A 26,468-nucleotide genomic window follows, 5' to 3' on the forward strand; every position below is an offset into this window, starting at 1 on the left:
CACTTCGCTCGAAAACGCTTTAGGAGATGCCCATGATGCTGGAGGGATGGCGCTGGTACGGTCCGGATGATCCGGTGTCTTTGGATGACGTCAGGCAGGCCGGGGCGAGCGATATCGTCTCGGCGCTGCATCAGGTGCCGATCGGCGAAGCCTGGACGCGCAAGGCGGTCGAGGCGCGCAAGAACTTCATCGAGAATGGCCAGCCCGGCCGCACGCAACTGACCTGGTCGGTGGTGGAATCGATTCCGATCCCCGACGACGTCAAGCGGCTCGGGGGCAAGGCAAACAAGTCGATCGAGGCGTGGATCGCGAGCCTGGAGGCGGTCGCGAGCGCTGGCATCAAGATCATCTGCTACAATTTCATGCCTGTTGTGGACTGGTGCCGCACCGATCTCGAATGGGAGCTGCCGAACGGCGCCCGCGCCATGCGCTTCGACCAGGACCGCTTTGCGGCGTTCGAGCTGCACATCCTGAAGCGCCCGGCCGCCGTGCAGGACTATTCGCAGGAAGCGCAGGCGCGCGCGAAAAAGCTGTTCGACCAGATGAGCCAGGCCGATATCGACTATCTCGTCATGGTCATCGCCAGCGCGCTGCCGGGCTCGACCACCGAGCCGATGACCATCCCGCAGTTCCGCGAGCGGCTGGAAACCTATCGCGACATCACGCCTGAGATCCTGCGGCAGCATCTCGCCGAGTTCCTGGCGCGTGTCGCGCCGGTCGCCGAGCAGCTCGGCGTCTCCCTGACGTTGCATCCGGACGATCCGCCGCGGCCGCTGTTCGGCCTGCCGCGCATCGCTTCGTCCGCCGACGACTACCAGGCGCTGTTCGATGCCGTGCCGTCCAAGGCGAACGGCATCTGCCTGTGCACGGGCTCGCTCGGCGTGCGCGCGGAGAACAATCTGCCTGAAATGGCGGAGCGCTTCGGTCCGCGCATTGCGTTCGCCCATCTGCGCGCGACCAAGCGCGAAGCCGACGGCCTCTCGTTCTACGAGTCCGATCATCTCGACGGCGACGTCGATATGGTCGCGGTGCTGAAGGCGCTGTTGAAGGAGAATGCGCGGCGCTCGCCGGACAAGAAAATCGTGTTCCGCCCCGACCACGGCCACCGCATGCTCGACGATCTCGCCGCCACCAAGCGCACCAATCCCGGCTACACCGCCATCGGCCGCCTCCGCGGCCTCGCCGAGCTCCGCGGCGCGATCAGGGCGATCGAGCATCGATAGACGGAGCTCTATCCACCGTCATTGCGAGCGCAGCGAAGCAATCCAGGATCCCTCCGCGGAAAGACTCTGGATTGCTTCGCTGCGCTCGCAATGACGTGGGGAGAGGGTGCTTCACCTTAACACCGCCTGCTTGATGGCAAACCGCCGTCGCGGCGCCTTAACTCAAGATCACCCGATCGCGAAATCGGCTGCCGTCTCTGCGTGAATTGCGGTTGTGTCGAACGTCTCGACCGAAATGTCGTCCGGACCGACCAGCATCGTGATCTCGGTGCAGCCGAGGATGATGCACTCCGCGCCGGCGGCGACGAGCGCTGCCATCGCGTCCTGGTAGCGACGGCGGGACGGCGCGGCGACGATCCCAAGGCACAGCTCGTCATAGATGATGCGGTTCACCTCGGCGCGCTCGTCCGCGGGAGGAATCAGGACGTCGAGATCGTGCGCGCGCAATCGGTCGACGTAAAAGGCTTCCTCCATCGTGAACCTGGTGCCGAGCAACCCGACCCGGCTATATCCCTTGGCCCGGATCCGCTCCGCCGTCGCATCGCCGATGTGAATGAAAGGGACGGTCATGCTCGAGATGATCTCGGGGGCCAATTTGTGCATCGTGTTCGTGCACAGCACGATCGCTCGCGCGCCGGCGCTTTCGAGGCGCCGGGCCACCTCCGCGAGGCTGGCCGCCGCCTCGCTCCAGCGGCCGGCGTATTGCATCTCCTTGATGTCCTGGAAATCGTAGGAATACATCAGCAGCGGGGCGGAGTGCAGCTTGCCCATGCGGTCGCGGACGCGCTCGTTGATGAGCTTATAGTAGAGCGCGGTGCTCTCCCAGCTCATGCCTCCGATCAGGCCGATGGTTTGCATTCCGGTGCTCCAGGCGAGTTGGTTCGGCCGGATCGTAGACGAAGATTTCGAAGCTCGCCATCTTGGCCGCGGCAGGGCCTGTAGTGCAAACGGCAGGGACGGGCATGACGCCTGCGCAGGCTGCGAGAAGCCTTTCGACCTTGCGCACTCTCTCGGCCTGTCCTAGGCCAGTTCCCGAATAAGTGCGCATCGCTGAAGTCTCGAGGGAGCCGACATGACCATTCGCAACACCCGCACCGGGGGCCAGATCCTGATCGATCAGCTCGTCGCCCAAGGCGTCGAGCGCGTCACCTGCGTGCCGGGCGAGAGCTATCTGGCGGCCCTCGATGCGCTGCATGACAGCCCGATCGACGTCGTGATCTGCCGCGCCGAAGGCGGCGCGGCGATGATGGCGGAGGCCTATGGCAAGCTCACGGGGCGGCCCGGAATCTGCTTCGTCACCCGCGGCCCCGGCGCCACCAATGCCAGCCACGGCGTCCACATCGCGATGCAGGATTCGACGCCGATGATCCTGTTCGTCGGCCAGGTCGACACCGGCATGCGCGAGCGCGAGGCGTTCCAGGAGCTCGACTACAAGGCGGTGTTCGGCCCGATGGCGAAATGGGCGGTCGAGATCGATCGCCCCGACCGCATTCCGGAGCTGGTCGCGCGTGCCTTCCGCGTCGCCATGCAGGGCCGTCCCGGTCCCGTGGTGATCGCGCTGCCGGAGAACATGCTGACCGAGAGCGCGGCCGTTGCCGATGCCATGCGCATCGAGCCCGCCGTGAGCTGGCCGGCGCCTGCCGATATCGAGAAGCTCGGCGTCATGCTGGCCGACGCCAAGGCGCCGCTCGTCATTCTCGGCGGGTCACGCTGGACCGATGAAGCGGCGAAGAGCATCGCGCGGTTTGCCGAGCGGTTCGACCTGCCGGTCGCGACCTCGTTCCGCCGGGCTTCGCTGATCGACGCAGACCATTCGCATTATGCCGGCGATCTCGGCATCGGGCCGAGCCCGGGCCTGAAGGCGCGCATCGACAATGCCGATGTCCTCCTGCTGATCGGCGGCCGCATGTCGGAAATGCCGTCCTCGTCCTACACGCTGCTCGACATTCCCACTCCGCGGCAGAAGCTGATCCATGTGCATCCGGGCTCCGAAGAGCTCGGCCGCGTCTATCAGCCGGCGCTGGCGATCCAGGCGACGCCGGCCGCCTTCGCCGCTGCCGTCGAGACGCTGAAGCCTTCAGGCGCGGTGGCCTGGAAGGGCGAGGCCGCCAAGGCGCATGCCGATTACCTCGCCTGGACCGAGAAGGCGCGCGACCTGCCGGGCAGGTTCCAGTACGGCCAGGTCATGACCTGGCTGCGCGACCGCCTGCCGAAGGACGCGATCGTTTGCAACGGTGCCGGCAATTATGCCGGCTGGATCCATCGTCATCACCGCTTCCACAGCTTTGCCGCCCAGCTCGCGCCGACCTCGGGCTCGATGGGCTACGGCGTGCCGGCGGGCGTGCTGGCAAAACGGCAATATCCGGATCGCGTCGTCGTCGCTTTTGCCGGGGACGGCTGCTTCCTGATGAACGGCCAGGAATTCGCCACCGCCGTGCAATATGACGCGCCGCTCGTCGTCATCGTCGTCGACAACTCGCAATACGGCACCATCCGCATGCACCAGGAGCGCGACTATCCCGGCCGCGTCGTCGGCACCCAGCTGAAGAACCCGGATTTCGCGATGTACGCGAAAGCGTTCGGCGGCCATGGCGAGCGCATCGAACGCACCGAAGAGTTCGCGCCGGCGTTCGAGCGCGCGCTGGCCTCGGGCAAGCCGTCGATCCTGCATTGCATCATCGATTCCAGGGCTATCTCGGTCGGCAAGGATTTCACGCCGGCGGTGAAGGCTTAAAGCGATGCCGGAAGGCCGCCACGTCGCCATCATCGGAGCCGGCGCGGTCGGCGTGATCAGCGCCATCGAGGCGCTGCGCGAGGGTCATCGCGTCACGCTGATCGATCCCGGCGAGCCGGGCGGCGAACAGGCGGCGAGCTACGGCAATGCCGGCTGGCTCTCCTCGCATTCGGTGATCCCGCCGGCGGAGCCGGGCATCTGGAAGAAGGTGCCGGGCTATCTCCTGGACCCGCTCGGGCCGCTCGCAATCCGCTGGTCTTACCTGCCGAAGGCGCTGCCCTGGCTGGTCAAGTATCTGCTCTCCGGCTGGACCGAGGCGCGGGTCGAGACGACGGCGTTTGCGCTGCGCGACCTCTTGAAGGACGCGCCGCTGCTGCACCGCAAGCTCGCGGAAGAGGCCGGCGTGCCCGACCTGATCGAGCGCAACGGCGTGATGCATGTCTTCACCTCGCGCGGCAATTTCGACAATGATCTCGGCTGGCGCTTGCGCAAGAAGGTCGGCGTCGAATGGCTGGAGCTCAATGCCGACGAGATGCGCCAGCGCGAGCCGGACCTGCATCCGCGCTACACCTTTGGCGTGGTGGTGGAGGAAGCCGGGCGCTGTCGCGATCCCGGCGCTTATGTCGCGGCCCTTGCCGCTCATGCGATCGCCAGTGGCGCGAGGCACGTGCGGGCCAAGGCGACCGGCCTGAAGCTGTCCGGCAACAAGCTCGTGGCTGTTCTCACCGAGACCGGCGAGATTCCTTGCGATGCCGCGGTGGTCGCGGCCGGCGCCCGCTCGAAGCAGCTTACTGCGTCGGTCGGCGATTCCCTCCCGCTCGAGACCGAGCGCGGCTATCACGTCATGATCGAGAATCCGGAAGCAGGTCCGCGCAGCTCGATGATGGCCTCCGACGCCAAGATGGTGGTGAACTGGACCAACAAGGGCCTGCGCGCCGCCGGCACGGTCGAGATCGCCGGCTTAGAGGCTGCGCCGAACTGGAAGCGGGCCGAGATCCTGCGCAACCATCTGCTCGGCATGTTCCCGAAGCTGCCCAAGGACATCCCGGCCTCGCGCGTCAAGACGTGGTTCGGCCATCGCCCGAGCATGCCGGACGGACGTCCCTGCATCGGCCATGCGCGCGCCTCGCGCGACGTCGTCTATGCTTTCGGCCACGGCCATGTCGGCCTGGTCGGCTCGGCCCGCACCGGCCGTCTTGTCGCCCAGCTCGTGAGCGGCAAGGCGCCGGAGATTCCACTCGCGCCGTTCGCGCCCGATCGTTTCCTCTGAGAGCGCACCATGACCATCTCAGCCAGCTCGTCCTCCCGCATCGCCCGTGGCGGCAAGGCCATCTATGGCGCGCCGCTCGGCATCCTGATGCTGGAGGCGCGCTTCCCGCGCATTCCCGGCGACATGGGCAACGGCACGACCTGGCCATTCCCCGTGCTCTATCGTGTGGTGAGCGGGGCTTCGCCGGAGAAGGTGGTGCTGAAGGGCGCGGCCGGCCTGCTGCCCGACTTCATCGACGCGGCCAAGGACCTGGTGCGGCTGGGGGCCGAGGCCATCACCACCAATTGCGGCTTCCTCTCGCTGTTCCAGAAGGAGATCGCGGCGGCGGTCGGCGTTCCCGTTGCGACCTCCTCGCTGATGCAGGTGCCGTGGGTGCAGGCGACCTTGCCACCCGGCAAGCGCGTCGGTCTCGTCACGGTCTCGGGCTCGACGCTGACGCCGGCCCATCTCGAAGGCGCCGGGGTGCCGCTCGACACGCCGCTGGTCGGCACCGAGAACGGCAAGGAGTTTTTCCGCGTCCTGATCAAGGCCGAGAAGGACGACATGGACATCGCGCAAGCCGAGCGCGACGTGGTCGAGGCCGGCAAGGAGCTCGTTGCCAAAAATCCGGATGTCGGCGCCATCGTGCTCGAATGCACCAACATGCCGCCTTATGCCGCAGCACTTCAGGCCGAGGTCGGGCTGCCGGTCTATGACATCTATTCCATGATCACCTGGTTTCACGCCGGACTGCGCCCGCGCGTCTTTGCCTGATTTCGATCGTGGCAAAGGCCAGAACAATTTCTGCCGGCTCCACCCTGTGCATTGCCATCGCGCCCGCGCCCCCGGTATATTCGGCTGTGTTCGAGCGCAATTGCAGCTTATGACAAGCAACGTGGAACCGGCTTCCGACAGCATCGTCGATCGCGTCTATGAACAGCTCAAGGCGATGGCCGTGAACTACGCGTTCAAGCCGGGGGAGCGGCTCAACGAGGGCGAGCTGGCCAAGCGGCTCGGCGTCAGCCGCACGCCGCTGCGCGAAGCGCTCAACCGCCTCAACACCGAAGGTTTCCTGCGCTTCACGCCGGGCAAGGGCTTCTTCTGCCGCGAGCTCGACGCCCACGAGATCTTCGATCTCTACGAGCTGCGTAAGTCGATCGAGGTCGCCTCGATCCGCCTCGCCATCAAGCGCGCAAGGGATGAAGACATCGATGCGCTGCTGAAATTCCTCGAAGCGACCGGCCCCGATCCCGGCGAGCGCTCCTCGCTGGAGCTGGTCGAGCTCGACGAGACCTTTCACGAGCGGCTGATGGCCATGTCCGACAATGCCGAGATGCTCCGCGTGCTGCGCAACGTCAACGCCCGCATCCGCTTCGTGCGCTGGATCGACATGGACCGCGTCAACCGCTCCAACACGCAAGGCGAGCACCGTGCCGTCGTCGAGGGCCTCAAGTCGCGCGATGAGGGGACTTGCGTCTCCGTGCTGGAGAAGCACATCGACCGCCGCCTCGACCGCATCACCGCCGCGATCAAGGAAGGCTACGCGCAGATCTACATGCCGGCCGCAGCGAGGTCCGCGGCGAATTGACGCCCACGCGGCGTCCTGTTTCCAGGAGGAGCAAACATGAAGCTCAAGGACAAGGTCGCAGCCATCACCGGCGCGGCGCGCGGTATCGGCAAGGCCTGCGCGAAGAGATTTTTGGACGACGGCGTCAAGGTCGTGATCTCGGACGTCGATGCCGATGGCTTGGCGGCGACAGCCGCCGAGCTCGGGCGGCCGGATGCCTTGCGCACCGTCGTCGGCAATGTCGCCAAGCGCACGGATGTGGATCAGCTCGTCGCGACCGCGGTGAAGGAGTTCGGCCGGCTCGACGTCATGGTCAACAACGCCGGCGTCGCCCGCAACCGGGACATCCTCGATATCACCGAGCAGGAATTCGACGAAATCATCGGCATCAATCTGAAAGGCGCGTTCTTCGGCGTGCAGGCGGCCGCCAGGCAGATGATCGCGCAGGGCGGCGGCGGGGTCATCATCAACATGTCCTCGGTGAATGCGCTGCTGGCGATCCCGGCGCTGGCGACCTACGCCATGTCCAAGGGCGGCATGAAGCAGCTGACGTCGGTCGCCGCCGTCGCGCTCGCCCCGCACAACATTCGCGTCGTCGCGGTCGGGCCGGGCACGATCCTGACCGACATGGTGGCCTCCGCGATCTACACGTCCGAGGATGCGCGCAAGACCGTGCTGTCGCGTACACCCGCGGGCCGCGGCGGCGAGCCGAGCGAGGTGGCGTCCGTCGTGGCATTCCTTGCCAGCGACGATGCGTCCTACATCACCGGGCAGACGATTTATCCGGATGGCGGCCGGCTGGTCCTGAACTACACGGTGCCGGTGAAGGACAAGTAGGGTGCGGGGAAGATCGCTCCACACTCGGTGTCATCGCCCGGCTTGACCGGGCGATCCAGTACTCCCAGACGGCAGCGATTGAACCGATAGGCCGCGGCGTACTGGATTCCCCGCCCCCGTGCGCAATTGCGCACTAGGCGGGGAATGACAATCGTTGTGAAGCGGGCCGTCTGCCCCTCACTCCGCCGCAACCGTCATCCCGTGGCCGAGCCGCTTCGAGATGCCCCCGGCACAGTCGCGCAGGGCGTGCGCGATCGGGCTGTCCCAACGGGTATCGAAAGTGCCTTCCGGCCCCATCGCGGTGATGACCAGCGCGACGTGGCCGGAATGATCGAACACCGGCGCGGAGAACGCATTGACCCCGGGCAGGGGATCGCCGAGCGCGCGGGCGAGGCCGTGCTTGCGGACTTCAGCGAGCATCTCGGCGACCTTCGCGCCTTTCACGGCGCGCTTGGGATTGTAGCCGACGCCGTGACGGTCGAGGCCGCTTTCGAGTGCGGCGTTGATCGTCTTCTCCGGCAGGAACGCCGCGAACGCGCGGCCCGTCGCGGTCTCCAGCAGCGCCATCACCGAACCGACGCGCATCACGATGTGCACCGGCTGGGCCGGCTCTTCGAGCTGCACCACGGTCGGGCCGTGGGTGCCCCAGACCGCGAGCGAGACGGCGTGGCCGATCTGGCTTGCGAGGCCAGCTATCTTGGGACGCGCGATGCGGACGCCTGAGAGGCGGCGCAGGCTGATCAGGCCGAGCTCCAGCGCCAGTGCGCCGATCTCGTAGCGGCCGGTGGTTTCGTCCTGCTCGATCAGGCCGATACGGGAGAAGCTGGCGAGGTAGGGGTGCGCCTTGGCCGGCGTCATGCCGGCCTCGCGGGCGAGATCGCGCAGCATCATCGGCTCGCCGCTCTTTGCGAGCGCGCGAAGCAATTCTCCGCCGACCTCGATCGACTGGATGCCGCGGCTCTCTCTCTTCATGCGCCTCCTGGCGTGCGTCCGATTAAGCCGCGTCGCGCTTGGCGGCGCTGTCGGCAAGATGTCTGCCGGCAATGTAGCCGAAGGTCAGCGCCGGCCCAAGCGTGATGCCGGCGCCGGGATAATTGCCGCCCATGATGCTCGCCATGTCGTTGCCGGCGGCATAGAGGCCGGGAATCACCCGTCCCTCGGCGTCGAGCGCCCGCGCGTTCTCGTCGGTGACGATGCCGGCATAGGTGCCGAGATCGCCGATCATCATCTTGATGGCGTAGAACGGACCGTTGTCGATCGGCGCGACGCAGGGATTGGGACCGTGCAGCGCATCGCCCTGGTAGCGATTGTAGGCCTTCGAGCCCTTGCCGAAGGCGGCATCGTGCCCGAGCGGCGCGCTCGCGTTGAACTGCGTGACCGTCTCGGTGAAGGCCTTCGCATCGATCCCGGCCTTCGCCGCCAGCGCGTCCAGCGTATCGCCGCGCATGAGATAGCCGGTCTTCAAATGATGAGCCAGCGGCATCGGGAAGGGCGGCACGCAGCCGAGGCCGTATTTCCGCAGCGTCTTGTGGTCGCAGACCAGGAAGGCGGCGATCTCCTCGCCGGGCTTTGCGGCCTTGATCATGGCCTGGACGAAGTCGTGATAGGAATTGCCTTCATTGGCAAAACGTTTGCCGTCGCGCATCACCGCGATCACGCCGGGCTTGGCGCGGTCGATGAAATGCGGCATCACGCCCTTTGAACCGTCCTTGCGCGTGGTGAGCGACACCGGCACCCAGGCCGCCGCGTTCGGCAGGCGGTCCTCGACATGACCGCCGGCGGCTTCCGCAAGGCGCAGGCCGTCGCCGGTGTTGCCGGTCGGTCCTGGTGAATAGTGCTCATTGCCGGTCGGCGCGTGCGGAAACATTTTCCTGCGGCGTGCCACGTCGTGCGGAAAGCCGCCGCAGGCGAGCACGACACCCTGCCTTGCACGAACGCGCACCTTGCGTCCCTCGCGCGAAACGATCGCGCCGGTCACGACGCCATTCTCGACCGTCAGCTCGCGCACCGGCGAGGACAGCCACATCGGAATCTTCAGATCGAGCGCGGACTTCGCCAGGCGTCCTGCGAGCGCATTGCCGTTGGTCAGCGTCATGCCGCGGCCGTAGCGCAGCACGTCCATCAGATGCCGCGACAGGCGCTTGGCGACATAGACCGCCGAGGTCAGCGACTTCGTCACCCGCATGAAATGAATGATCTCCTTGCCGGAGCCGAGCATCATGCCGAACACGGTGAGCTCGGGCAGCGGGTTGCCCAGCGTCTTGATGAGGTCGCCGAGCTCGCGGCCGTCGAAGGGGCGCGTCACCATGGAGCGGCCGCCCTGCGCGCCGCCGGGCGCCTCGGCATGATAGTCCGGGAACACCAGCGGCATGTCGAAGCGCAGCGCCGTCTTGGCGGTGAAGAAGTCGACCGCCTCGGGGCCGGCGCTCAGGAAGGCATCGACGCGCACAGCGTCGTAATTGTTGCCGGCCTCATGGCGCAAATATGTGCGGGCCTGCTCCGGTGTCTCCTCGATGCCATAGGCTTTTGCCAGCGAGGTACCGGGGATCCAGAGCCAGCCGCCGGAACGGGCGGTTGTGCCGCCGAAGCGCGGTTCCTTCTCGACGATCAGCACCTCGAGTCCGCGATGGCGCGCGGTGATCGCCGCCGACATGCCGGAGCAACCCGATCCGGCCACGAGCACGTCGCACTCGTACGTCTCAATTGCGCCATGCTCGTTGCCGGTCATCTGGACCTCACTTCTTCAAGAGCGGACATTTGGATTCGGAGACCGGGCGGAAGGCGTCCTCGCCTTTCACGGTCTTGACGATATCCAGATAATCCCACGGCTCCTTCGACTGCTCGGGCGACTTCACCTTGGCGAGATACATGTCGCGGATGACGCGGCCGTCCTCGCGCAATTTGCCGCCGTGGACGAAGATATCCTCGATCGGCAGCTCGCGCATCTTGGCCATCGCCTTGGCGGAATCGTCGGTGCCGGCCGCCTTGATGGCCTTCAGGTAATGCAGCACCGAACCGTAGACGCCGGTCTGGATCATGGTCGGCATCACCTTGGTGCGCTCGTAGAACTTCTTCGACCAAGCGCGCGTCGCCTCATCCATGGCCCAGTAGGAGGCCGTGGTCATGTAGGTGCCCTGCGCGGCCTTCAGCCCGATCGCGTGCACGTCGGTGTCGAACATCAACAGGCCGACCAGCTTCTGGCCGCCCTGGACCAGGCCGAACTCGCCGGACTGCTTGATGGCGTTGTCGGTGTCCTGACCGGCATTGGCGAAAGCGACCACGTCGGATTTCGAGCTCTGCGCCTGCAGCGCGAAGGAGGAGAAATCGGCGGTGTTGGTCGGATGCTTCACGCCGCCGAGCACCTTGCCGCCCGCCTCGTTGATGAAGCGGGTTGCGTCCTTCTCGAGCTGCTGGCCGAAGGCATAATCCGCCGTGATGAAGTACCAGGACTTGCCGCCTTCCTTGATCACGGCGGAGGCCGTCACCTTCGAGAGCGCGTAGGTGTCGTAGGTGAAATGCACGGTGTTCGGGCTGCACAGCTCGTCGGTCAGCGAGCTCGCGCCGGGGCCGGAGAGCAGCGCGATCTTGCCGCGCTCACGCACCATGTTGTGCACGGCGATCGCGATGCCGGAATTGGGGATGTCGACGACGGCGTCGACCTTGCTGTTGTCGAACCAGCCGCGGACGATCTGAACGCCGACATCGGTCTTCATCTGGTGGTCGGCGCTGATGATCTCGATCGGCTTGCCGAGCACGGTGGGGCCGAATTCCTCCACGGCCATCTTGGCCGCCTCGACCGAGCCCGGCCCGCTATTGTCGCGGCCCCAGCTCGACAGGTCCGTCAGCACGCCGATCCGCACCACGTCGTCGGAGATCTGTGCGGTCGCCGCTGTGGTCATGGCAGCCGAAGTCATGGCCGCGAGCATGGCGGAGGCCAGAAGCCCTTTCATTGTCGTTCCCTCTCTTCTTGGCCGCTTGGTACGGCGGGTCGTTGTGGAGGTAAATTAGATAATGACGAATGAATTTGTCAATGGCGAATAGGTATGATCTGTCGGGTTCCACGATCGCCCGACGACGCAAATCCCCTTGCGATCACGGATGTGGCGAGTGCCTGCATCCCCGTTCTCGTGTCCCGGACGCGACGCGGCGCGTAGCGATGCGGCGCAGAGCCGGGACCCAGCAGGCCGCGTAACTCGCAGCAACATGGGCCCCGGCTCTGCAGCGCATCACCGTAGCGCGTCGAAGACGCGCGTAAACGCGCTTCCGGTGCTGCGCAGCGTCCGGGGCACGAGAGCAAACAGAACTCCCACAAGTTGCAACCCTCCGCACGATTGGCCATGATGCCCACTGGAATCTTTGGGGGGCAGGGTATGACGACAGCAACGGGGATCGCCGCTTCCGCGGAGAGATCGACGACGGCGCATGTGGTGTGGGCGAGCGCGCTCGGCACCGCCATCGAGTGGTATGATTTCCTGATCTACGGCACGGCGGCGGCGCTGGTCTTCAACAAGCTGTTCTTCCCGAGCTTCGATCCCTTCGTTGGCACGCTGGCGGCGTTCTCGACCTACGCGGTCGGCTTCGTCGCGCGGCCGATCGGCGGCGCGATCATCGGGCATTACGGGGACCGGCTCGGCCGCAAGACCATGCTGGTTGCGACCATGATCGCGATGGGACTCGGCACCTTCCTGATCGGCTGCCTGCCGACCTACAGCCAGATCGGCGTCTGGGCCCCGATCCTGCTCGTTGTCCTTCGTTTCGTTCAGGGCATTGGGCTCGGGGGCGAGTGGAGCGGCGCGGTCGTGATGGTGATCGAGCACGCCGGCAATCGCCGCGGCTTCTACGGCAGCCTGGTGCAGGTCGGCTTTCCCGTCGGCGTCGCCGCATCGACCGGCATCTTCGGCCTGATGACGAAGCTGCCCGAGGCGGATTTCCTCAGCTGGGGCTGGCGCGTGCCGTTCCTGATCAGCATTCTGCTCGTCGGCATCGGCTTCATCGTGCGGCTCAAGCTCGCGGAGACGCCTCACTTCAAGGAGATCGTCGAACGCAAGGAGGTGCTGGCGCAGCCGGCCCTCGAAGTGCTGCGCCGCGACTGGCGCAGCTTTCTGCTCGCGATCGGCATCACGGTCTCGGAGGTCGGGCTCGCCTATCTCCTCACCGTGTTCACGGTGGTTTACGCGACGACCAAGCTCGGCCTTCCCCGGCAAGTGATCCTGGATGCCGTCGTCTATGCCGCGATCGTCGAGTTCGCGACGCTGCCGCTGGCCGGCTGGCTGTCCGACATCTTCGGACGCAAGGCGCTGTATCTCGCCGGCGGCGTCTTCTCGGTTGCGCTGGCGTTTCCGCTGTTCTGGTTCCTCGACACCAGGGAGCCGGCGCTGATCACGCTCGCGCTCGTCGTCACGATGACGCTCACCCATGCGCTGCTGTTCGGGCCGAAGGCCGCGTTCATGCCGGAGCTGTTCCGCACCCAGGTGCGCTACAGCGGTGCCTCGCTCGGCGCCAACGTCGCGGCGGCGTTGAGCGGCGGCTTCTCGCCGCTGATCGCGGCCGGGCTGCTGGCATGGGCCGGCTCGTACTGGGCGGTGTCGGTCTACATCGTCGCGCTGTCGATCGTCACGATCATCGCGACGCTGATGGCGCCGGAGACGGCGCGGGACTCGCTACAATCCTGAACGTCGGGACAAGCAAGCGGGATTTGCAGCGTTCGGAAACACCAGGAAGGTGATGGTCGTCGGCGCAAGCCCGATTGCTTCCGGCGGCGTTGCGCGTGGCTCGAGTCGAGGCAGCTGGCCGTCAGGGGTCAGCGCGAGCCTCTCGCCGTTCAACTGCACAATCGTGCCCTGCAACTGCGCCGCGTGCAGTGTGTACCGTTCGGCGGAATCCGGTAGCGTCAGCGCGTGTGACGTGTGGCGCGAGGCGTTGATTGCGAGCAGCGACACCGCACCTGCCCTGGCTGGATGGCAATGCGCATAGAGATGGAGATCGCGCGGAGCAGGTTTGCCTGCGTCGAGCACGATCGTTCCCATCAGCCGGTGCCAGAGCAGCGCGGCCCAGTAGCTCGGCCGCGGCCGGAACGTTGTTTCGTCGAGCAGGCCGTAATCGCTGGCGGCCAGCGTGTTGTGCATCACCACCTGGACGCCGGCCCTCGCCAGGCGTCCGAGCTGGTCGAGATAGCGGAACGTGTCGAGAAAGGTCTGGTCCCATGGGCCGCCGCCACAGGCCGCATCAGCCGTCTCTGTCAGCCAGATCGGCTTGCCCGGCTCGAATGCGTCGCGTAGGGCCTGATAGGTCTTGAGGGTCGTATCCGTGCGCGCCAGCCATTCCTCCGAGAGGGCCTGCGCCGGATCATCGTGCCCGCCGCAGCGCGGCGAGATCGTGTTGTAATGGTGATAGGAGAAACGATCGACGCCGGGATCGGATGCAGCAAGCAGCTCGCGTGTGGTGATGCCCGAGCCGGATGGTGATGATGCATGGCCGACCGAGCCCGGGCCGAGGATCAGCGTCTCAGGTGCGGCGCGCCGCATCCAATCGTGGAAGACCTTGAAGTCGCGGCCATAGGCGATCGCATCGTATCCCGCCGGTGCGCCGCCTGTCGCTGCGAGCGTCGGCTCGTTCATGAATTCGGCGGCGGCGATGCGGCCACCCAGCGCGCGCGTGGTGTCGACCAGCTGCTGCGCCTGATCCGGCTTCCATATGCCGTTGGCATCGCGGATGCCGGGACTGATCGCAAAGGAGGTGACGATCTCCGCATCGACCGCACGCGCGAACTCCACGACGTCGCGCCACTGCGCTCGGCTGAGCACCGAGTTGAATCCCGGCGGCGGCTTTTGCGGCGCCTCGGCAAAGAACGTCGCATTGGCCCAGGTGCCGCTCACGCGCAGATAGGCCGGCGACAACGCCGCGGCGAGCAGGCGCAGTCGCCCATTGGCAAGATCGATCGGCGGCCGCGCGCTGTAACGATCCCGCCCATCGAAAGCGCGTCCCGCTGGCGGATAAGGCTTCCAGAACCGTCCGCCGGTCACCTCCACCATCTCGATGTTGTAGGACTGAAAGCGCGCGTCGATCGTTCCGATCGGCCTCAGACCGGCAGGCGAGATGGCAACGTCGTCGGCGTGCGCCACACACGCCGATGCTGCGGCGAGCAGGGCAATCATCATCGCGCCTGCCGCGCGGCCGGCCGGACGCGGTCGGGACCCTGGCCCGTGGTTTGCTGCCGTCTCGTTATTCATGCGCGTTGTCCGGGGCCGGACGCCCGAAGGCAATCCGGCCTTACCCCCGACCCGCCGATTTTATCCCTATCTTACCTTGCGGTTGCCGCCGAGAGCGTCCGGGCCCGGCGGGTCATCGATGGGGTCGAAAAAAATTTCATTGGCCCTCTTGAAACCGACGTCCGGTTTTCTAAGTCGTTTTTCGCCGCGAGAGCGGTGTGCCGGAATGCCAAATCGGATCCGGCACGGGCGCCGGGCTGGTCTTTTCGGACCCGTCTGAATCCCCGCCTTGCGCTCCTTCGTATCCATCTTGCTCTTTGGAGGACTTGGTTATGAGGACCAGTTTCGACTTCGCGCCCCTGTGGCGCTCCACAATCGGCTTCGATCATCTGGCCGACCTCGTCGACAGCACGCTGCGCCAGGCGACCGAGGACAACTATCCCCCCTACAATATCGAGCGCTCCGGCGAAGACCACTACCGGATCAGCCTTGCAGTGGCAGGCTTCGGCGTTGGCGATATTGCCGTAACGGCGGAACAGAACGCACTCATCATCGAGGGCCAGAAGCCCGAGAGCAGCACGCGCGAATATCTGTACCACGGCATTGCGGCCCGCCCCTTCAGGCGCGTATTCAATCTCGCCGACTATGTTCAGGTGAAGCAGGCGTCCTTCCGGGACGGGCTGCTGATCATCGATCTCGTCCGCGAGGTTCCGGAGGCCATGAAGCCGCGCCGGATCGAGATCGCGAGCAGCAGCACATCTCCGACGTCGCAGATCGAGCAGCAGAAAGCAGCTTAGGGGCGTCCAAAGTGTTGTCTTGGAGCGTGGACGGCACGTGGCCTCCGCGCTCGAGACCGTTGAATGAAGGAGAACACCATGGCTATTCGCGATCTTATTCCCTGGTCGAGGAACCAGGAGCTTGTGCAGGCGCGCGGCAGCTACGATCCGTTCATGACGCTGCATCGCGAGATGAACCGTCTGTTCGACGATGTGTTCCGGGGCTTCGGCGGCCCCAGCCTGTCGCCGCTGATGGAGGGGCGCTTCGGCTGGCCCAAGATCGAGCTCAGCGACACCGACAAGACGCTGACGATCTCGGCGGAACTGCCCGGGATGACGGAAAAGGACGTCCAGATCGAAATCGCCAGGGGCGTCCTGACGATCCGCGGCGAGAAGAAGGATGAGCGCAAGCACGAAGGCAAATACTTCACCGAGCGCTACTACGGCGCCTTCGAGCGGCAGATTCCGCTTGAGGACGTCGATGAAGACAAGGCAGAGGCATCGTTTAAGGACGGTGTCCTGACCGTATCGCTGCCGAAGTCGGAGAAGGCACGCGAAGGCGTCAAGCGCATCGCAATCAATACGCACTAGCGTCAAGCGGGGCGGCGGCGATTGGCGCCGCCGTCTCATCGTCAACAAAACCGTCCCCCCGGAAAGGAGCATGTGGGAGACACACCAATGACCAATGTGAATAGCAATGTCGGCACTCTCAATTCGCTGTTTCACCCCGCGGCCCATTACAATTCGCCTGCCGAAGTCCTGAATGCCGAGGAACTCTCCACGCCGGAGAAGCGTATCATCCTGTCGTCCTGGGCATCCGACATGTACGCGGTCGAATCCTGTCCGGCCTTGCGCGAGATTCCCGGCATGAGCCGCACGGTCCGGCTCGCCGACATTCTGGCCGCCTTACGCAAGCTCGACGGCGACAACGACAATGACGACCCGCCGCGGGGCGGCGGCGTGCCGATGCGGCTGCGGCGGCCATGGGCCGCCGCAGAAGGGCGGGCCGCATGATGCTCACACAAGCCGTTCTCGGACTCGTGCTGCTTGGCCAATCCTCGGCAGCCTGGGCCGTTCCGCTTCTGGCCCTGCAGGGCTGGTTCCTCGCGTCACCTGACGCAGGTTGAAGCAACCAAGTTCTCCGATATCCACATAAGACAATGCGGCAGGTGACGAAGATGAATGCTCTGCGTCTGGTTTTCCTAGCCTTGCTGGCGCTGACATTCATGGCCTCGCAGCCTGCCGCCGGCCAGATCCCGGATATGAAGACCGGCGGCTCGGTGCCGACCTTGGCGCCGCTGGTGCGTCAGGTGACGCCGGCCGTCGTCAACATTTCCGTGCACGGCCGCGTGCGCGAGGACAACCCGCTCTATCGCGACCCGCTCTTCCGTGAGTTCTTCGATGTTCCCCGGCAGATCGAAAAGGAGGTCAATGCGACCGGCTCCGGGGTCATCGTCGACGCCCAGCGCGGCTATGTGCTGACCAACAATCACGTGGTCGAAGGCACCTCTATCGTTCAGATCACGACCAAGGACGGCCGACAGTTTTCCGCCAGGGTCATCGGCCGCGATCCGCCCACGGATGTCGCGGTGCTCCAGGTCCAGAACCCGGCGGGGCTGAAGGCGCTTCCCTTCGGCGACAGCGATGGGCTCGCAGTCGGCGACTTCGTCCTTGCGATCGGCAATCCCTTCGGCCTCGGTCAGACCGTGACATCAGGACTCGTCAGCGCGCTGGGCCGCACCGGCCTCGGCAAGCAGGGCTATGAGGATTTCATCCAGACCGATGCGGCGATCAATCCCGGCAATTCCGGTGGAGCGCTGGTCAGCTTGCACGGCGAACTCGTCGGCATCAATTCGGCGATCATCTCGCCCGCGGGCGGCAATGTCGGCATCGGCTTTGCCATTCCAGTCAACATGGCGCGCAAGGTGATGGAGCAGATCATCGCCAAGGGTCGCGTCGAGCGAGGCCGCATCGGCATTTCGCTGAAAGACCTGCATCCATCAGTCAACAAGGGATTGAATCAAGGCGCCGTCATCGCCGAGATCGCCGCGGATTCGCCCGCAGAGAAGGCCGGCTTGCGCAAGGGCGATATCGTGACCGGAGCCGACGACCGCCCGATCCGCACCGCCGCCCAGCTCCGCAACACGATCGGCCTTGCGCGGGTCGGCGAAGATGTGAAGCTTACTCTGCTGCGCAATGGTGCGCCGCTCACCGCCACCGTGAGAGTGGCGCCCGCAGCCGAGCCGAGCAGCGCGCTCGCAGGCCCCAATCGCCTCGTCCGCTGAAACGAATGCGGGGACGAACCGCGGAAGCGGTTCGCCCCCTGCGACGGCAGGGTTATCGCATATGAGATGTGGCTATGGGCACCGGCTGTCTCCACAGCGTCATGGCCGGGCTTGTCCCGGCCATCCACGCCTTTCCACGCGGCACAAAGAACGTGGATGCCCGGGACAAGCCCGGGCATGACGACCTCTGCAAAATTCAAATGCGATTGCCCTGGGGTGCCGGAGCGTGTGATCTCCCAGCTCAGGCGGCGCGGTGATCCGGTCCGCCTTGCCGGTCGCGGATCAGCCGCCGCTCGCGCTCGATGCGCTGGCGATAGAGCTCGCGTTCATGCTCGCTCTTGGCGCTGGCGAGAAGCAGCTCGCAATGGCCGACGACCTTCTCGCTGCCGCGGATGAGCAGGTCGCGCTGGCTGTTCATTGCGCCGCACCCGTCGCATTGGCCGGCGCTTCCGGGGCGCGGAAGCTGACAGGAAAGGTCGCTGCGGTCAGGCCATCGAGCGCCGATTGCTCTTCTGCGAGGCGTCTCTCGATGAAATGGCGCTCCAGCTGCGACAGCCTGGTCTTCAGCAGGCGCCGGTAGCGGTGGATATTGTTGCGGTGCGCGCGAATGCGGGCCAGATTCTCATCGAGCATCATCGTCTCTCCAGACGGTCGCGTTACATCCTTTGGTTTTCGAGGATGAGAAAGTCTCTTCTCGGCGAAAAAATATTCAGCGTGTGAGCGGTGTCAAGATGTTCGAAGCCGCATTCGCCTCTCCCCACTCGCGGCAGAGCAATCGCATTTGACTCTTGGGGCTGACCTTGAGCGCGCGCCTCGTCCTTCGAGGAGCCCGCCTAAAGCGGGCGTCTCGAAGGATGGCCCACAAGGAGCTCTATAGCCGGGTTCCGTCAGCGATTGCCTTCTGTTGGCCAGCAAGCGAACCTCGTGCGGCCATATTTGAGCAGGAGTGATCTCCCGCGAGGGAGGCGCTCCGATGAACAAAGCTCTGATCACTGCTGTCGCAATGCTGGCCTGCGTGCCCGCGAGTGCGGTTGCGCAGGAGCGCGCGGGCGATGCGGCGCTCGGCGCGGTCTCGGGCGCGGTCGTGCTGGGCCCGGTCGGTGCGGTCGCCGGAGCCTTGATCGGCTACACGGCCGGACCTTCGATCGCCCGCTCCTGGGGCATGAGAGGCTCGCAGTCGGCAAGGCACCGGCAGCCGCCGCGCCGCGCCGCCGCAACCGGCGGCCCGTCGCGCACGCGCGAGGCGATGGCCGCCAACGGCCAGATGAGAGCTGCCGGCAATCCGGCCCCGCCGGTTCAAGCCGCGCCTGCCGTGCCGGCGCAACCTTCGGCACCGCCCGTTCAGGGATTCGACTGAGGCCGGGAGCTTCAAGCCGGAGCCTTCGGACGCAGTCGATCGACCTGGCGAGGCTTGCGTCCTGATCTAGGGATGTCCGAGAATCTTCTTCGCGGCGCGAAGGTGCGGCTTGTCGATCATCTGGCCGTCGAGCCGCAGCGTGCCGGAATTGGGATTGCTCGCGAACGCCGCGATCACCTTCTCCGCCCAGGTCCGTTCGGCGTCCGTCGGCTCGAACGCCGCGTTGACGATGTCGACGTGCTTGGGATGGATCAGTGCCTTGGCCGAAAAACCGTCGCGCCGCGCCGCGCGCGTTTCCTGCTCGAGGCCCGCGAGGTTGTCGATGTCGGTGTAGACGGTGTCGATCGGCGCGACCTCGGCCGCGGCCGCGGCCATCAGGCAGAGATCGCGCGCGAGGCGATAGGGGCTGTGGAACACGCCGCCGCTCGATTTCTCGGTGGCGCCGAGCGAGGCCGAGAGATCCTCCGCGCCCCACATCAGCCCGGCGAGACGAGGGGAGCAGCCCTTGTAGCTGCCGAGCCCGAAGATCGAGCTGGCGGTTTCGGTCGCCACGCAGACGATGCGGGTCGCGCCGACCTCGATGCCGGCTGCCGCCTCGAGCGCTTCGAGCCAGGTTGCGACCTGCCGGACGTCGTCGCCGCCCTGCGATTTCGGCAGCACGATGCCGTCGGGCCTACCCGGCATCACCGCGGCGAGATCGGCCAGCGTCATGCCGGTGTCGAGCGCGTTGACGCGGACATAGAGCTGATGCGGCTTGCTGCGACCTTTCAGCATTGCAAGTGTCAGCCCGCGCGCTTCCGCCTTCTTCTCGGTGACGACGGAGTCCTCGAGATCGATGATCAGCGCGTCGGCCCTGCCTTCGCTCGCCTTCTCGAATTTGCGCGGGGAATCGCCCGGCACGAACAGCATCGAACGCATCAGACCGGCCTCCTGTGCATCATCGCCATGCGGCGGCATGTGCCGACGATCTCGTCGTTCTGGTTCAAGGCATGATGCTCGAACTCGACGATGCCGGCCTTGGGCCGCGATCTGGATTCCCGCACCGAGAGCACCTTTGTCGTGGCCCGCAACGTGTCGCCATGGAAGACCGGCTTTGGAAAGGTGACGTCGGTCATGCCGAGATTGGCGACGGTGGTGCCTAAGGTCGTATCATAGACCGTCATGCCGATCATGATGCCGAGGGTGTAAAGGCTGTTGAAAATGCGCTGGCCGAACTCGGTCTTTTCGGCGAAATGCGCGTCGATGTGCAGCGGCTGCGGATTGAGCGTCAGCAGGCTGAACATGGTGTTGTCCATCTCCGTGACGGTCCGGGTCAGGGGATGCCTGAACTCCTGGCCCACGGAAAAGTCCTCGAAATAAAGTCCGGCCATCGCGGTTTCCCTCCCTGCGAAATAACGGCGCGCGCATACTTCGCGCCGCATGACCCCATGCATGGTAGACACACTTCGCGGGCAAATTCACGTATCTGCATGCAGTTTTTCGAGCTAAAGAACGCTTGGCGAAGGGAGATCAACAGCATGGATTTCGCGCTCACCGATCAGCAGGAAGCCATTCGCGACGCCATCGCCAAGATCTGCGAGGGCTTTCCCGACGCTTACTGGCTGAAGAAGGACCACGACGGCGGCTTCCCGCACGACTTCCACAAGGCGCTGGCAGACACCGGCTGGCTCGGCATCTGCGTGCCGGAAGAATATGGCGGCTCCGGGCTCGGCATCACCGAGGCTGCGATCATGATGCGCACCATCGCCGAATCCGGTGCCGGAATGTCCGGCGCCTCGGCCGTGCATATCAACGTGTTCGGGCTCAATCCGGTGGTCGTGTTCGGCACTGAAGAACAGCGCAGGCGCATGCTGCCGCCGATGGTCGAGGGCCGCGAAAAGGCGTGCTTTGCCGTCACCGAGCCCAACACCGGTCTCAACACCACGCAGCTCAAGACCCGCGCGGTCGCCAAGAACGACCGCTACATCGTCAACGGCCAGAAGGTGTGGATCTCGACCGCGCAGGTCGCGCACAAGATCCTGCTGCTGGCGCGCACCACGCCGCTGGAGGAGGTGCGCTCGCCCACCCACGGGCTCAGCCTGTTCTACACCGATTTCGACCGCAACAGGATCAAGGTCCACGAGATCGAGAAGATGGGCCGCAAGATCGTCGATTCCAACGAGCTGTTCTTCGAGGACTTCGAGATCCCGATGGAGGACCGCATCGGCGAAGAGGGCAAAGGCTTCCAGTACATCCTCGAGGGCATGAACCCCGAGCGCATTCTGATTGCCGCGGAAGCGGTCGGCCTCGGCAAGCTCGCGCTGTCGCGCGCCACAGAATACGCCAAGACGCGCGTCGTGTTCAATCGTCCGATCGGCAAGAACCAGGGCATCCAGCATCCGCTCGCGGTGAACTGGGTCGAGCTCGAGGCCGCCTGGCTGATGGTGATGCAGGCGGCCTGGCAATACGACAAGGGCTTGCCCTGCGGCGCCGGTGCGAACGCCGCTAAATATTTCGCAGGCGAAGCCGGCTATCACGCCTGCGAGCAGGCGGTCATGACCCATGGCGGCTTCGGCTACGCCAAGGAATTCCACGTCGAGCGCTATTTGCGCGAGGTGCTGATCCCGCGCATCGCACCGGTCAGCCCGCAGCTCGCGCTCAGCTTCATCGCGGAAAAGGTGCTGGGGCTCGCGAAGTCGTACTGAACGGGTCTTGTGGCGCAAACCAAATAGGCGGCGCTATTCGGCGGCGATCCGTTCCATCGCCATGGCACGAAGCCTGGCGCGTTGGATCTTGACGCCGTTGGCACTGTCGGTGACGGGGAAGGCGTCCACCACATAGATCCGCGCCGGCACCTTGTAGCCGGCGAGCCGCTCGCGCAGGCGCGCCGTGAGCGCTTCCTGCTGGGGCGGCTCACTTGCCGGGATCACGAAGGCGACGCAGCGTGCCTGGCCTTTGAGATCGACCGCGACGACCTGGGCGTCGGCGACACCGGTGCAGGATTTGAGCTCGTCCTCGATCTCCCCGGGCGCGACCAGGAAGCCGCCGAGGCGCATCGCATCGCCGGCGCGCGTCTCGTAGACGAAGGAGCCGTCGCCGCGCAGCCGGCCGATGTCGCCGGTGCGGAAGAACCCGTCGGCGGTGATAGCCTCGCGAGTTGCCGCGGGATTGTTGAAGTAGCCGAGAAAGCGTGACGGCGCGCTGATCTCGATCTCGCCGGAGATGAGGCTTCCGGCAAGCTCGCCGGTCTCGACATCGCGCACGCGGACCTTCGCGTCGGGCGACATCGGCCAGCCGCCGCCCTCGATGCGATCGGCAAAGGCATCACTGGGGCGGCCAATCGAGAACAGCGCCTGCACCTCGCTCGAACCGTAGAGACCGAACAGCTTCATGCCGCGCGCTTCGGCCTCCACTGCGAGCTCGCGCCAGCCGGGCTGGAACGCGGCGAAGCCGCAGACTTCGAGATGTGGAAATGGGCGTGGCGCATCGGTGAGCGCAAGGATACGGCGGAACATCTCGTCCGAGCCGAAGGAATGCGTGATCCTGCACTCGCTGAGGATGTTCAGGGCCGGCGCCGCTTCGAAGGCGTCGAGCAAATGGATGGTCGCGCCGGCTGCGACGAAACCGAGCAGGCTCGTCATGCCGAAGGTGCCGCAGAACGGCAGCAACGCCAGCAGCGAATGACGGTGGTGATCGAGCTGGAGCGCATGGGCGACGGAGACGGCGTGCGTCGCCAGCGTCCGCTGCGAATGCGCGACGAGTTTTGGGCCTTTGGTCGTGCCTGACGTGGTGTACAGCAGCACGGGCAGGTCGACATCGTCTTGAGCCGGCGGGGCAGGCGGATAGGATTGGTCAAAGGCATCGAACCGCACACAGGACCAGTGCGCCGGGATCGCATCGGCGCCGATCACGGCAAGCTGTTGCAGCGCCGGCACCTCGGCCTTGGCGACGTCGGCGAGGATGGCGGCAAAGTCGATCGAGCGGAATGCGGCCTCGACCACCATGAGCTTTGCACCGGACACGCGAAGCAGATGCGCGACTTCCGCGCTGCGGTAGCGCGTATTGACGGCGGCGACGACCGCGCCGAGCCGTGCGGCGGCGAACAGCAGTGCGATCCACTCGATCCGGTTGACCAGCCAGACCGCGACGACGTCGCCCTTGCCGATGCCTTGGGCCGCAAGCCAGGCGGCGGCCTGCTCGATCTTCGCCGAGAATTCCGCGCGAGAGACGGGTGTGCCGTCGAACACGAAGGCCGGATCGGCGGCGGTCTCGATCCGGATCAGCGATTGCAGCGAAAAGTCGTTGGCGCTCATGCCAACCGGAGTAACCCGCTTGCGCAAACCTGTCTACTTGGTGCCGAACATCCGGTCGCCGGCATCGCCCAGGCCCGGCACGATGTAGCCGTGGTCGTTGAGCCGCTCGTCGATCGCGGCGGTCCAGATCGGCACGTCGGGATGCTCGCTCTGGAACTGGGCGATGCCCTCGGGCGCGGCCAGAAGACAGACGAAGCGGATGTCGCGGGCGCCGCGCGCCTTGAGCAGGGACGCGCCGGCGCAGGCGGAGTTGCCGGTCGCCAGCATCGGGTCCATCAGGATCACGGTGCGGTCGGACAGGTCCTGCGGTGCCTTGAAGTAATATTCCACGGCCTGCAACGTCTCGGGGTCGCGGTAAAGCCCGATATGGGCGATGCGCGCCGAAGGCATCAAGGCGAGCATGCCGTCGAGGAAGCCGACGCCGGCGCGCAGGATCGGCGCCAGCGTGAGCTTCTTGCCGGCGATCTTGGGCGCCCGCATCGGCGCGATCGGCGTCTCGATCTCGACCAGCTCCAGCGGCAGATCGCGCGTCACCTCGTAGCAGAGCAGCATCCCGATCTCGTTGAGGATCTCGCGAAAGCTCTTGGTCGAGCGGTCCTTCTCCCGCATCAGGGAGAGCTTGTGCTGGACCAGGGGGTGGGCGACGACGTTGACGTTGCTGATGCTCATGAAACCGCTCTACACGGTTCCGTGAAATTGCGCCAGATCGGGCAGGTACTTTTAGGCAAAGCCTTTTCCGCGGGATTGCCGGCCTCAACCGGCGCATCGCGACCGCGCTGCGGGGGCCTTGGTCCGGGGTCCGCGTCGGTGGCTTCCTGCCCCAGGCGAGCTCGAAGGTCTCGGCCGGAAACACCGCCGGTCAGGCGGGGAGATGCCAGATATGGATTGCGGTTCTCAGCGCGATCAGCGCGGTGAGCACGCTGCCCATCGAGAGCAGGCCAAGCGCCTGGAGTGCGATGCGCTTTAGCTGGGCCTTGCGCGCTTCGGAGATGCGCGCCGGGCGTTCGGCCCCGAAGGGCCGGCCAAAGTCATGTGTCAGGATCGACATAGTGGAAGTCCTCGTCCTTGGCGCGGCGAAAGGGGCGCGCCAACCTGCCGCTTATGATGTCGATCGTTGCGTAGGATTGCGAGATGAGCGCCGACGCGTCCGCATAGGAATGTCATAAAGACGCCGATCATCGCGCCGGCAGCCCTCTGAAGAGATCCGGGTGCCTGTCGGACTCATCCCGCGTCACGGCAAAGCGCAGCAGCGCCAGCTTCCAGGCGTGGAGCAGCTTGTGAGATCCGTCGACGAGATTGAGCATGAAAATCTGAACGGCCTCGGCCCGTCAGGCTCCGACGCTGTCGATCAATTCCTTGTCCGCGATCGCAGCGAATGCGCGCACTACGCCTCTCTGCGCGGCTGCATCCAGCGGCACGATCGGAAGCCTGGTGGCGGCGGACATCAGGCCAAGGACGTTGAGCGCGTATTTGAGCGCGGCCGGACTTTCCCTGGACAGGCAGGCGATGAGCGGGATCAGGCGCTTGTGCAGATAGCGGGCGGATTGCAGCCGGCCCTGCCTGAGATGTGAGAAGATCGTGCGGCAGAGATCCGGGGCGATGTTGGCGACCTCCGAGATCGCGCCGTCGCCGCCGTCCGCGATGAAACCGAACGCGGTGGTGTCGTCGCCGGAGAGAAAGCGAAAACTCGCCGGCAAGTTGCGGGACAGCCGCATCGGACGGGTGATGTCACCGCTCCCATCGCGCAGGCCGACGAACTGGCGGGACTCGACCAGACGCAGAAGCGTCTCGTCGGCAAGCGGGCGCAGCGTGCGGGAGGGACTATCGTGCAGGATCACGGGCAGTCCGATCGCCCCGGCGATGGCGCGGAAATGCGCGAGCATGCCCTCCTGCATCGGCTTGTTGTAGGCGGGCACGACCGACATGACGGCATCGGCGCCGGCCGCTTCCGCGCGCCGCGCAAGCTCGATGGCGTGGCTGGTTGCGTTGGATACCGCGCCCGCGATGACGCGCACGCGGCCGCGGGCGACGTCGACCGCGGTGCGAATGACGAGCTCCTGCTCGGCCGGCGAGAGCGTCGGTGCCTCGCCGGCCGTCTCGCAGACCACGATGGCGGGAGCGCCGGCCGCGACCTGTCGCTCGCAGAGTGCGGCGAACGCCTTGAGATCGATCGCATCCGTCACGTCGAACGGGGTCGGCAGGTCCGGAATGAATCCGGTGAACCAGGCAGCGGGAGGGATGAGCATGGTTTTCGCCTGTTGGCGCCGGCTCAGGCGGCGCGCTGCGCGACGATGGTGCTGGAGCTCTTGCCCATGTCGAGCTCGATCTCGCGCGGCAGCTCGACGATGGTTTCCGGATGCTGCCCGTTCTCGAACAGCACATATTTGATGGCCTGGGCGCGGCTGACGAACAGGCCGCCATAGAGGCCGTTCTGCTCCTGCGCGACCCATTGTCCCCGGCGATTCCTGCCGATGAAGACGATGGTTGAAGGGGAGCTGCACGAGGGAGGTTCGACGAGTTTCACAGGTTTATTCCTTCCGAACGATGCCGGCCTCGGACGCACATCCTTGCCGGCGTGCTCAATATCCTCAGTCGCGAATATGATTTCGAGGGCGGGCGCGGAGCGATCTCATAGGAAGGTCATAAAGCCGGCGGCTCACACCACACCGTTGGCGATGTGGACCAGCGCGAACAGCGCCCCGAAGGCGACAGCTTCGTCCCAGTGATTGAGCGCTGCGCCGAACGGAGGTTCGCGCCTGACGAGGCCGGCGAGCGCGCACAAGATGATCGACATCCAGAGCAGGCCGGCAAGGCTCCGGCCAAACCCGACGCTGCCGAATGCGGCGAAGGCGGCGAGCAGCACGACGCGGACGGCGAAACGCGCCAGCACCCGCGCCGGGCTCAGCGTGCGCGGCATGTTCGAAAGCTTCGCCACTGGGG

General features: G+C 65.6%; 28 protein-coding genes. 13 read left to right on the top strand and 15 right to left on the bottom strand.

From position 1 onward, the window contains the following. Positions 1 to 32: 32 nt before the first annotated feature. The gene (uxuA, locus tag JQ566_RS26950) at positions 33 to 1,223 is read left to right on the top strand and encodes a mannonate dehydratase (RefSeq protein ID WP_212378034.1); all 1,191 of its coding nucleotides are present in this window, start codon (positions 33 to 35) and stop codon (positions 1,221 to 1,223) included. A 168-nt stretch (positions 1,224 to 1,391) separates the two neighbouring features. Here uxuA and JQ566_RS26955 read toward each other — a convergent pair whose 3' ends face one another. After that, entirely contained in the window at positions 1,392 to 2,081 is a 690-nt protein-coding gene (locus JQ566_RS26955) for an aspartate/glutamate racemase family protein (RefSeq protein WP_212378035.1), read from the bottom strand. Between the two features lie 214 nt (positions 2,082 to 2,295). Here JQ566_RS26955 and JQ566_RS26960 point away from each other — a divergent pair, with 214 nt between their 5' ends. The 5 genes from JQ566_RS26960 (at position 2,296) to JQ566_RS26980 (ending at position 7,610) form a co-directional block, all read left to right on the top strand. Continuing rightward, complete coding sequence (locus JQ566_RS26960) at positions 2,296 to 3,957, top strand: thiamine pyrophosphate-binding protein (RefSeq protein ID WP_212378037.1); 1,662 nt, start codon at positions 2,296 to 2,298, stop codon at positions 3,955 to 3,957. A gap of 4 nt (positions 3,958 to 3,961) precedes the next feature. Next, positions 3,962 to 5,227 (top strand): NAD(P)/FAD-dependent oxidoreductase, encoded by a 1,266-nt coding sequence (locus tag JQ566_RS26965; protein ID WP_212378040.1) that lies wholly within the window; start codon positions 3,962 to 3,964, stop codon positions 5,225 to 5,227. A 9-nt stretch (positions 5,228 to 5,236) separates the two neighbouring features. Then, positions 5,237 to 5,980, top strand: coding sequence for an aspartate/glutamate racemase family protein (locus JQ566_RS26970; protein ID WP_212378042.1), 744 nt, complete (start codon positions 5,237 to 5,239; stop codon positions 5,978 to 5,980). A 121-nt stretch (positions 5,981 to 6,101) separates the two neighbouring features. Then, positions 6,102 to 6,794, top strand: a complete 693-nt coding sequence (locus JQ566_RS26975; RefSeq protein WP_349643358.1) for a GntR family transcriptional regulator — start codon at positions 6,102 to 6,104, stop codon at positions 6,792 to 6,794. Between the two features lie 36 nt (positions 6,795 to 6,830). Beyond that, positions 6,831 to 7,610, top strand: a complete 780-nt coding sequence (locus JQ566_RS26980) for an SDR family NAD(P)-dependent oxidoreductase (RefSeq protein ID WP_212378045.1) — start codon at positions 6,831 to 6,833, stop codon at positions 7,608 to 7,610. A gap of 177 nt (positions 7,611 to 7,787) precedes the next feature. Here JQ566_RS26980 and JQ566_RS26985 read toward each other — a convergent pair whose 3' ends face one another. From JQ566_RS26985 to JQ566_RS26995, 3 genes are read right to left on the bottom strand one after another with little or no spacing between them, the layout of a single operon-like run. Continuing rightward, positions 7,788 to 8,582 carry an IclR family transcriptional regulator gene (locus JQ566_RS26985; protein ID WP_212378047.1) on the bottom strand — a complete coding sequence of 265 codons (795 nt, stop codon included), beginning with the start codon at positions 8,580 to 8,582 and terminating at the stop codon, positions 7,788 to 7,790. Positions 8,583 to 8,604: 22 nt separating this feature from the next. Further along, on the bottom strand, positions 8,605 to 10,338 hold the full coding sequence (locus JQ566_RS26990) for an FAD-dependent oxidoreductase (RefSeq protein ID WP_212378049.1): 1,734 nt from the start codon (positions 10,336 to 10,338) through the stop codon (positions 8,605 to 8,607). Between the two features lie 7 nt (positions 10,339 to 10,345). Next, a complete protein-coding gene (locus JQ566_RS26995) occupies positions 10,346 to 11,560 on the bottom strand; it encodes an ABC transporter substrate-binding protein (protein WP_212378051.1) in 1,215 nt (404 codons plus the stop codon). A gap of 420 nt (positions 11,561 to 11,980) precedes the next feature. On the opposite strand from JQ566_RS26995, the gene JQ566_RS27000 reads away from it, so the two are divergent. Beyond that, positions 11,981 to 13,282 carry an MFS transporter gene (locus tag JQ566_RS27000; RefSeq protein WP_212378053.1) on the top strand — a complete coding sequence of 434 codons (1,302 nt, stop codon included), beginning with the start codon at positions 11,981 to 11,983 and terminating at the stop codon, positions 13,280 to 13,282. On the opposite strand, the gene JQ566_RS27005 is transcribed toward JQ566_RS27000, so the two are convergent. Then, entirely contained in the window at positions 13,271 to 14,767 is a 1,497-nt protein-coding gene (locus JQ566_RS27005) for a glycosyl hydrolase family 79 N-terminal domain-containing protein (RefSeq protein ID WP_249139838.1), read from the bottom strand. The genes JQ566_RS27000 and JQ566_RS27005 overlap by 12 nt on opposite strands. 383 nt (positions 14,768 to 15,150) lie before the next feature. On the opposite strand from JQ566_RS27005, the gene JQ566_RS27010 reads away from it, so the two are divergent. From JQ566_RS27010 to JQ566_RS27025, 4 genes are all read left to right on the top strand, one after another. Beyond that, entirely contained in the window at positions 15,151 to 15,615 is a 465-nt protein-coding gene (locus JQ566_RS27010) for an Hsp20 family protein (protein WP_212378055.1), read from the top strand. A 78-nt stretch (positions 15,616 to 15,693) separates the two neighbouring features. Then, positions 15,694 to 16,185 (top strand): Hsp20/alpha crystallin family protein, encoded by a 492-nt coding sequence (locus JQ566_RS27015; protein WP_212378057.1) that lies wholly within the window; start codon positions 15,694 to 15,696, stop codon positions 16,183 to 16,185. An 87-nt stretch (positions 16,186 to 16,272) separates the two neighbouring features. Continuing rightward, a complete protein-coding gene (locus tag JQ566_RS27020) occupies positions 16,273 to 16,608 on the top strand; it encodes a hypothetical protein (RefSeq protein WP_212378059.1) in 336 nt (111 codons plus the stop codon). 164 nt (positions 16,609 to 16,772) lie between these two features. Continuing rightward, complete coding sequence (locus JQ566_RS27025; RefSeq protein WP_212378061.1) at positions 16,773 to 17,879, top strand: trypsin-like peptidase domain-containing protein; 1,107 nt, start codon at positions 16,773 to 16,775, stop codon at positions 17,877 to 17,879. 241 nt (positions 17,880 to 18,120) lie between these two features. Here the strand turns inward: JQ566_RS27025 and JQ566_RS27030 are convergent, their stop codons facing one another. Continuing rightward, complete coding sequence (locus JQ566_RS27030) at positions 18,121 to 18,297, bottom strand: hypothetical protein (protein ID WP_212378063.1); 177 nt, start codon at positions 18,295 to 18,297, stop codon at positions 18,121 to 18,123. Then, positions 18,294 to 18,515, bottom strand: a complete 222-nt coding sequence (locus JQ566_RS27035; protein ID WP_434057843.1) for a hypothetical protein — start codon at positions 18,513 to 18,515, stop codon at positions 18,294 to 18,296. The genes JQ566_RS27030 and JQ566_RS27035 overlap by 4 nt, the downstream gene beginning before the upstream one ends. 337 nt (positions 18,516 to 18,852) lie before the next feature. Here JQ566_RS27035 and JQ566_RS27040 point away from each other — a divergent pair, with 337 nt between their 5' ends. Beyond that, positions 18,853 to 19,236, top strand: a complete 384-nt coding sequence (locus JQ566_RS27040) for a hypothetical protein (protein WP_212378065.1) — start codon at positions 18,853 to 18,855, stop codon at positions 19,234 to 19,236. 66 nt (positions 19,237 to 19,302) lie between these two features. Here the strand turns inward: JQ566_RS27040 and JQ566_RS27045 are convergent, their stop codons facing one another. Both JQ566_RS27045 and JQ566_RS27050 read right to left on the bottom strand, forming a co-directional pair. Then, on the bottom strand, positions 19,303 to 20,154 hold the full coding sequence (locus tag JQ566_RS27045) for an HpcH/HpaI aldolase/citrate lyase family protein (RefSeq protein ID WP_212378067.1): 852 nt from the start codon (positions 20,152 to 20,154) through the stop codon (positions 19,303 to 19,305). Further along, on the bottom strand, positions 20,154 to 20,606 hold the full coding sequence (locus JQ566_RS27050; RefSeq protein ID WP_212378070.1) for a MaoC family dehydratase: 453 nt from the start codon (positions 20,604 to 20,606) through the stop codon (positions 20,154 to 20,156). Before JQ566_RS27050 ends, JQ566_RS27045 begins: the two co-directional genes overlap by 1 nt. A gap of 147 nt (positions 20,607 to 20,753) precedes the next feature. Here JQ566_RS27050 and JQ566_RS27055 point away from each other — a divergent pair, with 147 nt between their 5' ends. Beyond that, a complete protein-coding gene (locus JQ566_RS27055) occupies positions 20,754 to 21,920 on the top strand; it encodes an acyl-CoA dehydrogenase family protein (RefSeq protein ID WP_212378072.1) in 1,167 nt (388 codons plus the stop codon). A 33-nt stretch (positions 21,921 to 21,953) separates the two neighbouring features. Here JQ566_RS27055 and JQ566_RS27060 read toward each other — a convergent pair whose 3' ends face one another. The 6 genes from JQ566_RS27060 to JQ566_RS27085 all read right to left on the bottom strand — a co-directional run bounded on the left by JQ566_RS27060 (position 21,954) and on the right by JQ566_RS27085 (position 26,445). Further along, positions 21,954 to 23,528, bottom strand: a complete 1,575-nt coding sequence (locus JQ566_RS27060) for an AMP-binding protein (RefSeq protein WP_212378074.1) — start codon at positions 23,526 to 23,528, stop codon at positions 21,954 to 21,956. A 33-nt stretch (positions 23,529 to 23,561) separates the two neighbouring features. After that, complete coding sequence (upp, locus tag JQ566_RS27065; RefSeq protein ID WP_212378076.1) at positions 23,562 to 24,197, bottom strand: uracil phosphoribosyltransferase; 636 nt, start codon at positions 24,195 to 24,197, stop codon at positions 23,562 to 23,564. Between the two features lie 190 nt (positions 24,198 to 24,387). Further along, positions 24,388 to 24,576, bottom strand: a complete 189-nt coding sequence (locus JQ566_RS27070) for a hypothetical protein (RefSeq protein ID WP_212378078.1) — start codon at positions 24,574 to 24,576, stop codon at positions 24,388 to 24,390. 280 nt (positions 24,577 to 24,856) lie between these two features. Then, positions 24,857 to 25,774, bottom strand: coding sequence for a 4-hydroxy-tetrahydrodipicolinate synthase (dapA, locus tag JQ566_RS27075; protein ID WP_212378080.1), 918 nt, complete (start codon positions 25,772 to 25,774; stop codon positions 24,857 to 24,859). Positions 25,775 to 25,797: 23 nt separating this feature from the next. After that, complete coding sequence (locus tag JQ566_RS27080; protein ID WP_212378082.1) at positions 25,798 to 26,052, bottom strand: hypothetical protein; 255 nt, start codon at positions 26,050 to 26,052, stop codon at positions 25,798 to 25,800. 132 nt (positions 26,053 to 26,184) lie between these two features. Further along, on the bottom strand, positions 26,185 to 26,445 hold the full coding sequence (locus JQ566_RS27085) for a hypothetical protein (RefSeq protein ID WP_212378233.1): 261 nt from the start codon (positions 26,443 to 26,445) through the stop codon (positions 26,185 to 26,187). Between the last annotated feature and the right edge of the window lie 23 nt (positions 26,446 to 26,468).

The sequence above is a fragment of the Bradyrhizobium sp. SZCCT0231 genome, assembly GCF_018130245.1.
Classification (GTDB): Bacteria; Pseudomonadota; Alphaproteobacteria; order Rhizobiales; family Xanthobacteraceae; genus Bradyrhizobium; species Bradyrhizobium japonicum_F.

What these genes read in the sequence shown, in the direction of transcription:
- JQ566_RS26995 (WP_212378051.1), bottom strand. Translation starts at nt 11,560, where the DNA reads ATGAAAGGGCTTCTGGCCTCCGCCATGCTCGCGGCCATGACTTCGGCT.
- JQ566_RS27010 (WP_212378055.1), top strand. Translation starts at nt 15,151, where the DNA reads ATGAGGACCAGTTTCGACTTCGCGCCCCTGTGGCGCTCCACAATCGGC.
- JQ566_RS26990 (WP_212378049.1), bottom strand. Translation starts at nt 10,338, where the DNA reads ATGACCGGCAACGAGCATGGCGCAATTGAGACGTACGAGTGCGACGTG.
- JQ566_RS27020 (WP_212378059.1), top strand. Translation starts at nt 16,273, where the DNA reads ATGACCAATGTGAATAGCAATGTCGGCACTCTCAATTCGCTGTTTCAC.
- JQ566_RS26985 (WP_212378047.1), bottom strand. Translation starts at nt 8,582, where the DNA reads ATGAAGAGAGAGAGCCGCGGCATCCAGTCGATCGAGGTCGGCGGAGAA.
- JQ566_RS27030 (WP_212378063.1), bottom strand. Translation starts at nt 18,297, where the DNA reads ATGAACAGCCAGCGCGACCTGCTCATCCGCGGCAGCGAGAAGGTCGTC.
- JQ566_RS27000 (WP_212378053.1), top strand. Translation starts at nt 11,981, where the DNA reads ATGACGACAGCAACGGGGATCGCCGCTTCCGCGGAGAGATCGACGACG.
- JQ566_RS27035 (WP_434057843.1), bottom strand. Translation starts at nt 18,515, where the DNA reads ATGATGCTCGATGAGAATCTGGCCCGCATTCGCGCGCACCGCAACAAT.
- uxuA (WP_212378034.1), top strand. Translation starts at nt 33, where the DNA reads ATGATGCTGGAGGGATGGCGCTGGTACGGTCCGGATGATCCGGTGTCT.
- JQ566_RS27050 (WP_212378070.1), bottom strand. Translation starts at nt 20,606, where the DNA reads ATGGCCGGACTTTATTTCGAGGACTTTTCCGTGGGCCAGGAGTTCAGG.
- JQ566_RS26965 (WP_212378040.1), top strand. Translation starts at nt 3,962, where the DNA reads ATGCCGGAAGGCCGCCACGTCGCCATCATCGGAGCCGGCGCGGTCGGC.
- JQ566_RS27060 (WP_212378074.1), bottom strand. Translation starts at nt 23,528, where the DNA reads ATGAGCGCCAACGACTTTTCGCTGCAATCGCTGATCCGGATCGAGACC.
- JQ566_RS26960 (WP_212378037.1), top strand. Translation starts at nt 2,296, where the DNA reads ATGACCATTCGCAACACCCGCACCGGGGGCCAGATCCTGATCGATCAG.
- JQ566_RS26955 (WP_212378035.1), bottom strand. Translation starts at nt 2,081, where the DNA reads ATGCAAACCATCGGCCTGATCGGAGGCATGAGCTGGGAGAGCACCGCG.
- JQ566_RS27040 (WP_212378065.1), top strand. Translation starts at nt 18,853, where the DNA reads ATGAACAAAGCTCTGATCACTGCTGTCGCAATGCTGGCCTGCGTGCCC.
- JQ566_RS27025 (WP_212378061.1), top strand. Translation starts at nt 16,773, where the DNA reads ATGAATGCTCTGCGTCTGGTTTTCCTAGCCTTGCTGGCGCTGACATTC.
- JQ566_RS27045 (WP_212378067.1), bottom strand. Translation starts at nt 20,154, where the DNA reads ATGCGTTCGATGCTGTTCGTGCCGGGCGATTCCCCGCGCAAATTCGAG.
- dapA (WP_212378080.1), bottom strand. Translation starts at nt 25,774, where the DNA reads ATGCTCATCCCTCCCGCTGCCTGGTTCACCGGATTCATTCCGGACCTG.
- JQ566_RS27005 (WP_249139838.1), bottom strand. Translation starts at nt 14,767, where the DNA reads ATGATGATTGCCCTGCTCGCCGCAGCATCGGCGTGTGTGGCGCACGCC.
- JQ566_RS27070 (WP_212378078.1), bottom strand. Translation starts at nt 24,576, where the DNA reads ATGTCGATCCTGACACATGACTTTGGCCGGCCCTTCGGGGCCGAACGC.
- JQ566_RS26980 (WP_212378045.1), top strand. Translation starts at nt 6,831, where the DNA reads ATGAAGCTCAAGGACAAGGTCGCAGCCATCACCGGCGCGGCGCGCGGT.
- JQ566_RS27055 (WP_212378072.1), top strand. Translation starts at nt 20,754, where the DNA reads ATGGATTTCGCGCTCACCGATCAGCAGGAAGCCATTCGCGACGCCATC.
- JQ566_RS27085 (WP_212378233.1), bottom strand. Translation starts at nt 26,445, where the DNA reads ATGCCGCGCACGCTGAGCCCGGCGCGGGTGCTGGCGCGTTTCGCCGTC.
- JQ566_RS26970 (WP_212378042.1), top strand. Translation starts at nt 5,237, where the DNA reads ATGACCATCTCAGCCAGCTCGTCCTCCCGCATCGCCCGTGGCGGCAAG.
- JQ566_RS27015 (WP_212378057.1), top strand. Translation starts at nt 15,694, where the DNA reads ATGGCTATTCGCGATCTTATTCCCTGGTCGAGGAACCAGGAGCTTGTG.
- upp (WP_212378076.1), bottom strand. Translation starts at nt 24,197, where the DNA reads ATGAGCATCAGCAACGTCAACGTCGTCGCCCACCCCCTGGTCCAGCAC.